Origin of the sequence: Agrobacterium sp. (assembly GCF_032092815.1) — a bacterium.
Lineage (GTDB): Bacteria > Pseudomonadota > Alphaproteobacteria > Rhizobiales > Rhizobiaceae > Agrobacterium.
Genome location: NZ_DAMDBP010000063.1, coordinates 5,044 through 13,062, shown reverse-complemented (window position 1 = coordinate 13,062; position 8,019 = coordinate 5,044). Strand labels below are relative to the sequence as shown.

Genomic DNA, 8,019 nt, shown 5'->3' with positions numbered 1-8,019 from the left:
ATTTTGGTGATAACATCACCGAAGACGACACACTGTCCTACCGCCTGACGGGTAAGTTCCAGCGCTCTGACGCGGAATATGATTATTCACGCAATGACGAAAACTTCATCATGGGCGGCCTGACCTGGCGCCCCACTGACATGACAAGTCTGACGTTCGTTTTTGAACACCTCGACAAGGACGGAACGCCGAGCAGCGGCGGCCATCCAAGATTTACGGATCTGGATAGAAGCAGCTTCTTTGGCGAACCTGACTATAATTTCGATCAGACGAACAGAAACACCTACAGCGTCATGTTCGATCATGACTTCGGCAATAGCCTGACATTCAACACGAACGCACGCTACAGCAAGTCGAAGAACCGTTTCGGTTATGTCTATCTCTATGATGAGTTGGGTGCCAGCGATCCATCGGACACGATGATCGACCGCAATTTCTTCGGGGGAGACAATGCGTCCGAACAATTCGTTGTTGATGCACACCTGCTTTATGAGACGAACTTCGATCAGATCGAGAGCCGCACACTTATCGGCGCTGACTACAACAGCACCAACACTGAAAACATCGGCTACGCTTTGTACAAACCCGGTTGGGGCGGCACGGCACCTGGCATCGACTGGCAAAACCCTGTTTATTCGGGTTTGCCTGGCGCTATTCCGGTCACGACAAACAAAGCCAAGGACCAGTCCACCAATGCCATCTACCTGCAGCAGGACCTGGTGTTTTATGACAAGCTGACGGCAAGCGTCGGACTGCGCAATGACTGGCTTGACCTCAATGAAACCAATCGCCTTACCAACATCCCTGACGATGCCAACTATAGCGAACTCAGCAAACGTTTCGGATTAAGCTACAAGATCACCGACGAGTTGGCCGTTTACACCAGCTACGCCGAATCTGTTGCTCCACCGGCAACGGGGGTGAAACCGACAACAGGCAAGCAATACGAAGCGGGCATCAAATATCAACCAGAAGCGTTTCCTGCCCTGTTCACCGCATCGGTCTACGATCTCGAGATGACCAACATCACGACCTATGACGCTCCAATTTACCTGCCAGCGACCGTGGATAAGGTCCGTCATCGTGGTCTTGATCTCGAGGCCAAAGTTGAAGTGACAGACAACATCAATCTGATTGCCGCCTATGCTTACATCGATTCCGAAATCGTTGAAAAAGGTGGCAGTTATGATGGCAAAAGCTTCGCACAGGTGCCCAAGCACATGGCCTCCATCTGGGGCAGCTATACCTGGGAAGGCGAGGGTGCACGTGGCGACATGACCTTCGGTGTCGGCGCGCGTTACACCGGCTCTTATTTCTTCGACAACGCCAACACCCGCAAATCAGACGGGGCAGTGATCTTTGACGCGGCCTATAGCTATAAGATCAAAGAAAACACGACGTTCCAGCTGAATGTCAGCAATGTCTTTGATGAGAAGCATATCGCCAATGATGACGGCGGGGCCTATTACTACAATCCAGGCCGCACGGTCTACGCGACACTGCGACAGACCTGGTAACAAAATACCCCCACCCGACAGACCGTCCGGTGGGGGTAAATGTTTTAATGCCTATCTCGTCGAAACAGCCTGGCAGATCAGGCTGACAAACGTTGTCCACTGGACGTATCGAACAGATGCAGGTTTGCTGCATCAACATCAAAACCAATATTCTGCCCCTCATTCAGACGTGTGTGCGCGGGAAGCGCAACACTGAACTCGTGACGGCCGTTCTTCAGCGTCACCAGACGGGTTTCACCATGGAACTCGTTGCGATCAACCTGACCACGGAAAATTCCACCTGTCTCATTCAGGCGGAAAGCGCCAGGACGGATGCCAACAGTGACGGCACCGGGGCGGACAGCGAAAGGTGCGCCAAGGCTGAATGTGTCACCGCCCAGCACGCCATCAGAGGCCTGCAACTCCAGGAAGTTCATGTTCGGCGTACCAATGAAACCGGCCGCAAACAACGTGGCCGGTGTCTGGTAGATTTCTTCCGGTGTGCCCATCTGCTCAATGCGCCCATCCTTCATCAGAACAATGCGATCAGCCAGCGTCATGGCCTCAAGCTGGTCATGTGTGACGTAGATGCTCGTCGTCTTCAGATCATGGTGCAAACGGGCGATCTCGACACGCAAACTGCCACGCAGCTTGGCATCAAGGTTTGAAAGCGGCTCATCGAACAGAAAGACTTCAGGCGTCTTGATCATCGCACGGGCAATCGCCACACGCTGCTGCTGACCACCGGACAATTCTGTTGGCTTGCGTGAGAGATAGATTGCCAGCCCCAGTGCTTCAACAACCGGAGCAAGACGAGCCTCGATCGTCGCTTTTGCAACGCCGGCCCGTTCAAGCCCGAAGACGATGTTTTCACGGACCGTCATATGCGGATAGAGCGCATAATTCTGGAACACCATTGCGATGCCGCGATCACCAGGATCGCGGTCATTCATGCGCTGTCCACCGATCAGCAGATCACCGCCGGAAATATCTTCAAGCCCGGCGATCATGCGCAGCATCGTCGATTTTCCGCAGCCCGACGGCCCGAGAAACACAACGAATTCATGATCGTTGATCGACAGGTTGAAGTCACGCATGACTTCGAGTGATCCGTAAACCTTACGGATGTCGCGGCATTCGACTGTGGCCATCAGCTCGCTTCCTCATCCAGTACGATTTGCAGTTTCACGTCTTCGGGGCGCCCTTCGGCCGCACGTTCGAACGCGGCTATCGATTGATCAAAGCTGAACGTATCCGACACCAGTGGCTTCAGGTTCACCTTGCCCGCTGCAATAAGCGCAAGTGCGCGATCAAAGACGTTTGCATAACGGAAAACGGTTTCGATGCGGCATTCACGGGAGCAGGCTGCTGCAATATCGAATGGAACCGGTTCAGGCGGAAGACCAACCAGAACAACGGTACCACCTGGACGAACCACCTTGAACAGGTCGCGAATGGCAGCCGGTGCGCCAGAGCATTCAAAGACGATATCGGCACCCCAATTGTCGGTCGCCTCATTCACGGCACTGACAATGTCGGTCTGACGCAGGTTGATACCGGTGATGCCTTCATAGGTTTCAGCAAGCTTCAGCTTGGTTTCCGAAAGGTCGGAAATCAGCACGCGTGAGCAACCACCCGCAAGTGCAGCCAGCGCCACCATGATACCGATGGTGCCGCAGCCCATCACGACAGCGGTGTCGCCAGGCGTGATGTGGGCGCGGGCAGCAGCCTGCATGCCAACGGCAAACGGTTCAACCATCGCACCTTCCGCGAAGGAAACATTATCGGCCAGTTTGTAGGTGAAACCGGCAGGATGCACGGTCTCTGGGCACAGGATGCCGTGAACCGGCGGTGTTGCCCAGAACGTAACGGCCGGATCGACGTTGTAGATACCGAGACGCGATGCACGCGAAATAGGGTCGGGAATACCCGGCTCCATGCAGACGCGGTCGCCCACTTTCAAATGGGTTACATTCGCACCGGCTTCGATAACGGTACCAGCCGCTTCATGGCCAAGAACCATCGGTTCGTTGACAACAAAGTCACCAATGCGGCCGTGGGTGTAGTAGTGCACATCACTACCGCACACGCCTACCGTATGCAGGCGGACACGCACGTCATCCGGTCCCATGGTCTGGGGCAGATCAATATCACGCAGGTTCAATTCGCCAATGCGTTCCAGGACAAGTGCTTTCATAGAATAATCAACCCTGATTTTGTTTTTTCGAGAATGCGGCATTCAGTCCGCCTGCCAGCAGCCCAAGCAGAATGAGCGGGGGCAGGGACAACAGAACGACAGCTGCGTTTAGAATGCCCCAAGGCACATTCATGCCAAGCTGGGACATTTCAGATGCGATAATTGGCAAAGTTTTTGCGTTTGATGTGGTCAGCATCATGGCCAGCAGGAACTCGTTCCAGACGAGAACGAAGGAAAAGGCGATCGCGCCAAATATCTGAAAACGGGCGATCGGCAATGCCACGCGGAAGTAGGTCGCGTAAGGTCCAAGTCCGTCCACACGTGCAGCTTCTTCCACATGAATGCTGACACGTTCAAAGGCAGGCACCGAAAGCCAGATGGTGATCGATGCCGTGACGATCAGATAGGTCACGATCAAGGACAGGCGGGAATCGTAGAGACCAAGCCCAAGCCATATCACCAGCATCGGAATAGCGATTGCCACCGGTGGCAGAAAACGCAGCGACAGAACAAAGAACTGTGCTTCCGCCGTCAGACGGTTCTTGAAACGGGCAATCACGTAGGCTGCCGGAACACCGATGATTGCGCCAATCAAAACGGCAGACGAGCAGATGATGACAGAGTTGGTCAATGCTCGTGCCACGGACCGACGGTTGAGCACATAACTCATATTGTCCCAGACCGGCTGGAAAAACACTTTTGGCGTGCTGACCAGCAGATCAGCATTGGTCTTGAATGCATTGAGCAACGTCCACAGAAGCGGCAGCACCACAAATGCAGCAGCGACGAAAAGGACTGCGCGAAGAAGAAGGGTAGAAAGCTTCATCTGTTCAACCTCTTCCAGGTAAAGGTAAAGGTTACGACCGTCAGCACCATCATGATCACTGCCATGGAAGATGCGTATGAGATCTTACCGGATTCAATGAAGCCTTGCGAATAGGCGTACATATCGAGCGTTTCAGTAGAAATACCAGGACCACCGCGGGTCATGACGTAGACCAGATCGAAGGAGCGCAGGCTTTCGATGGCCTTGACCAAAAGAAGGCTGATCAACGGCGCCTTCAACATTGGCAGCGTCACAAAGCGATGGATTTCCCAACGGCTTGCCCGATCAATCCTTGCAGCTTCCAACGGCTGTGGCGGAAGCGATTCAAGCAGCTTCAGCACGATAACAGCAAAGAACAAACCCCACTGCCAGACATCAACGAAGGCAACGGCCAGAAGCGCACCCCAAGGTGTTGAGAGGATGTCAGGCGTGCTGCCGGTCAGTTCGCGCACAGGCCATGTCAATGCGCCATAAAGCGGGTGAAATCCGAACTTCCAGACGAAGGCGGCACACACACGCGGCAACAGAACCGGAATGATGAAGAGAAGACACAGCACATTGCGCATGCGCGGGCTTGCGGCTTCGAACATGGCGATGCCAAGGCCGATACCGGTCAGCATGGTCAGGCTGACACTGATGATTTCCCACTTGAAGGAGACCCAGAGCGCATTGAGAAAACGCGCATCTGAAAACAGTGCCGCATAATTTGCAAACCAGACATAGTCAGCCACAGGCTGGGCAAGTGTCCGGTTCTGCAAGGAGATATTGATGGCATAGACCGTGGGCACCAGTGCCAACACGACCAAGATCAAAAGGGTCGGCCCCAGAAATACATAGGGCAGGGAACGTCCGCGTCGCATCAGAACAGATCCTAGGCCATGTCGCCCGGACTACTCTCGCAGTTCGGGACGGAGACATGCGTTAATATAAAGCTCAGGGCATATCATTTGTGTCGATGAGACGTGACGTGCCCTGAACTGGAAAATGGGCGCGCGTCACGGCGCGCCCGTGAGGTGATCATGCGGTATCAGAGCTTGTTGGCGAAAGCTTCAAGTTCGTCCAGTGTTGCCTTGATATCCGTACGGCTGCCGGTGATCAGCTCTTCGAGCATGATGCCCCACTGGTTACCGAGTTCCTGCCAACGAGCGTCCTGCCAGAATGTCACCTGCGTGTGCTTGCCAGTTTCGGCCATTGCATCAGACAGGTTCTGGCCAAAGGTCTTGGCATATTCCGCACTCTGATACGTGCTGGTTCTGGTCAATTCACCAGGCTGGCCAGCGGCCAGACGACGTGCTTCCTGTTCCTTGGAGGTTGCCCAGGCAACGAAGAGACCAGCGCAAGCCTTCTGTTCATCCGTTGCATTGGCCTTGGAGGCCACGGCAAAACCATGGGCATAACCAGCACCTGGCAGCGGGGATGGCGGCACCGCGAACGCAACCTTGTCTGCGACTTGGCTCTGGGCCTTGTCGACCGACATGCCACCCAGCGGAGCGGATTCAACAATGATGGCAACCTTGCCAGCGCGGAACGCACCGGTGGATTCATCCCAGGAACCAGTCTGCGTGCCGGGAGCGGAATATTTGAACAGATCAAGATAGGCCTGCGTGGCCTTTACGGCTGCCTCGGAGTTAAAGGCAGGCTTGCCATCCTTGAACCACTCACCGCCATTTGCCTTGAACAACGGCATCCAGCGCCAGACGTTTGCTCCCGAACCACGCTGACCGCGAAGTGCGGTACCGTAAACACCGTTTGCAGGGTCGTGCAACTTTTCAACGGCAACGAGGTATTCTTCCCAGGTCTTAGGAGGCTGAATGCCAGCCTTTTCGAGCAGGTCCGTGCGATAGACCATCAGGTCGCCGCCACCCTGCACAGGCGCAAACCACTGCTTGCCTTCATAGGTCGCAGCAGCACGCATACCGGCGTCAAAGTCATTATAGTCGTATTCTGCAGGATAGAGGCCATCAAGCGGCACGATCCAGCCCGAGGATGCGAACAGGGCAAGGTTTGCCTCGTCAACGTAATAAACATTGTAGCTACCAACAGTCGATGCATCAGCCTGAGACTTTGCACGGCGGTCGTTTTCATTGAGATAGCTGATTTCAAAGCCCGCGCCTGACAGTTCCTCGAACTCGTCAACGTATTCTTCAAGCAGCGTCAAACCGTCACGTGGCTGCGCAAGAATGCGCAGGTCCGCGCTGCACATAGCGGCAGCAAAGGCATTGGAAGCAGCAAAAAGCGCGATAGCCGCACAACTTGTGCGGAGTAATGTCTGAAACATGATTTCCTCCCTCAGCGACTGCACTCCGGTACAGTCCACGCGTTCTATTTTCGAAAAACATTTATTTGTAACTAGTTGGCTTTTTGCTGTTAACTGATACTATTTTGACATTTTCAAGCCAATGATGAGAAATACACATGCGTATATCATCAGATTTTCCCCAATCGGTGTCGGACACCTACACGGCGACCCGTGAACAAATCATTCTCCCAGGCAACATGTCCTACCTCATCCGGCGAGATGATTATCCGAACCCGATCTGCATCTGGAACTATCATCCGGAGTGGGAAATCCATTTCATTCCCGACGCTGCGGGTTTCGCCTATGTCGGTGATTATGTTGGGCCTTTCAAACCGGGGCATCTTGTCTTGACCGGCACCAATCTGCCGCACAACTGGATTACCCCCGGAGCGCCGAGCCTGCCCGGTCGTGATCTGGTGTTGCAGTTCAACGCTGATACTTTGATGCAGGCGCGCTCCATATGTCCGGAACTGGACGTCCTTCACCGCCTGAAACCACTGTCACGCCGCGGCATTGAAATTCTCGGGCCCGAAGCCGCAGAAATCGGCAAAATGATCATTGCCCTGCATGATCATAAGGGCACAATTGGCCTTGGATTGTTTCTGGAAATTCTCAACGCCATTGAAGCGGCGCCGCGCAAACGGGCGTTGGCGACAGAACACTTCATTTCCCTTTATGGCGAACTGTCTGACAAACGCCACCGGCGGATAGACCAGGCAATCCAGATCTTGCAATCAAGACCGGATACACAGATGCATGAGGTTGCAGAGGCCGTCGGGCTTGACCCTTCGGCATTCTCCCGTGCATTTCGGCGCCTAACGGGCATGACCTTTTCAACCTACATCCGCTCCGTGCGGGTGTGGCGCGCCCGCACCCTGCTTGCCGAAACCGAGATGCCCATCACAGACATCTGCTTTGAGGCAGGGTTCAACAACCTGTCGAACTTCAACCGATATTTCAGAATGGAAACAGGTTTGACGCCACGCGACTATAGAACCGCCTCACGCATTCGCAACAATTCGATTGTGCCTTCCGCCGAACCACGCCCGAAATGATACGGGATTTGCTGGTCGCTACCTCACATGACATTTCCCCGAAATAGGGGACTCGCACCGCTTCGATGCAGCATGCTAACATCCGGTTGAGTGGGCAGTTCCGATTCCGGGTGCCGAGCGGAACGGAGACAACCAAAACAGATGGC

At 54.3% G+C, this 8,019-nt stretch carries 7 protein-coding genes; 2 read left to right on the top strand and 5 right to left on the bottom strand.

Translation table 11 applies throughout. The features are described from left to right. Nucleotides 1-1,517 (top strand): TonB-dependent receptor domain-containing protein (locus RT613_RS22155; RefSeq protein ID WP_313618542.1); only part of this gene is annotated, 1,517 nt, incomplete at its 5' end. A 77-nt stretch (nt 1,518-1,594) separates the two neighbouring features. On the opposite strand, the gene RT613_RS22150 is transcribed toward RT613_RS22155, so the two are convergent. From RT613_RS22150 to RT613_RS22130, 5 genes are all read right to left on the bottom strand, one after another. After that, nucleotides 1,595-2,647 (bottom strand): sn-glycerol-3-phosphate ABC transporter ATP-binding protein UgpC, encoded by a 1,053-nt coding sequence (locus tag RT613_RS22150; protein WP_313618541.1) that lies wholly within the window; start codon nt 2,645-2,647, stop codon nt 1,595-1,597. Continuing rightward, nucleotides 2,647-3,693, bottom strand: coding sequence for an NAD(P)-dependent alcohol dehydrogenase (locus RT613_RS22145; protein ID WP_313618540.1), 1,047 nt, complete (start codon nt 3,691-3,693; stop codon nt 2,647-2,649). Before RT613_RS22145 ends, RT613_RS22150 begins: the two co-directional genes overlap by 1 nt. Before the next feature lie 7 nt (nt 3,694-3,700). Next, nucleotides 3,701-4,519 (bottom strand): carbohydrate ABC transporter permease, encoded by an 819-nt coding sequence (locus RT613_RS22140; RefSeq protein WP_313618539.1) that lies wholly within the window; start codon nt 4,517-4,519, stop codon nt 3,701-3,703. Then, entirely contained in the window at nt 4,516-5,379 is an 864-nt protein-coding gene (locus RT613_RS22135) for a sugar ABC transporter permease (RefSeq protein ID WP_313618538.1), read from the bottom strand. Before RT613_RS22135 ends, RT613_RS22140 begins: the two co-directional genes overlap by 4 nt. Before the next feature lie 167 nt (nt 5,380-5,546). Beyond that, nucleotides 5,547-6,797, bottom strand: a complete 1,251-nt coding sequence (locus RT613_RS22130; RefSeq protein ID WP_313618537.1) for a sugar ABC transporter substrate-binding protein — start codon at nt 6,795-6,797, stop codon at nt 5,547-5,549. A 137-nt stretch (nt 6,798-6,934) separates the two neighbouring features. On the opposite strand from RT613_RS22130, the gene RT613_RS22125 reads away from it, so the two are divergent. Then, nucleotides 6,935-7,873 (top strand): AraC family transcriptional regulator, encoded by a 939-nt coding sequence (locus RT613_RS22125; RefSeq protein WP_313618536.1) that lies wholly within the window; start codon nt 6,935-6,937, stop codon nt 7,871-7,873. The last annotated feature ends 146 nt before the right edge of the window (nt 7,874-8,019 follow it).